This is a genomic window from Streptomyces sp. AK08-02, from assembly GCF_033795085.1.
In the GTDB taxonomy this organism is placed as follows: Bacteria; Actinomycetota; Actinomycetes; order Streptomycetales; family Streptomycetaceae; genus Streptomyces; species Streptomyces echiniscabiei.
In genome coordinates, this window is sequence record NZ_JARAZV010000056.1 from 1 (window position 1) to 644 (window position 644).

Consider the following 644-nt stretch of genomic DNA (forward strand, 5'->3'; position numbering starts at 1 on the left):
GGTGAGCATGCGTCCGGCGCTGTCGTACGTCATCGACGTGGTGTTGCCACGCTGGTCGGTTATCTCGACCGGGCGTAGATAGCGGTCGTAGTCGTAGGAGACGCTCTTTCCGTAGGGGTCAATGCTTTCCATCAGCACATTGCCTGCGTAACGGTCGGTCCACACACCGCCATCGGGAGCCGTGGTGTGCGACGCGCCGACGCCGGCGTCCCAGATGAAGTTCGTGGTCTTGTCGTTCGGGTCGACCTGGGAGCCGACTCGGCCGGCGGAATCGTAGGTGTTGGTGACCTTGCCGCCTGCGGGATCGGTGTAGGAGGTCAGCCGCTTGTCCGCGTTGTAACCGTAGGAGGAGACCTTGCCCGCAGGGTCTGTGACGGAGGTCAGGAGACCTCCCGTGTACGTGTACGACACCGAAGTGGCGTCCGGTAGACCCACGTTGGAGAGCAGACCATCGGCGTTCAGGGTGAAACTCGTGGTCCGGCCCGCAGCGTCCTTGACGGAAGACAGCTTTCCGGAGGTGTACGTCAGCGTCAGGCCCTGGCCGCCGCCGTCCACAACCGAGGTGAGCTGACCGCTGCTACTGAAGGTGCGCTTGGTGTGATCAGGCGTGGTGACGGTGTAGGTGCTGGTGCCCTTGACGAGCT

The 644-nt window shown here is 63.4% G+C and carries 1 pseudogene; it reads right to left on the reverse strand.

Annotated elements, in window-relative coordinates:
* Window positions 1-644: pseudogene (locus PV734_RS45720) on the reverse strand (RHS repeat protein); the annotation flags it as partial.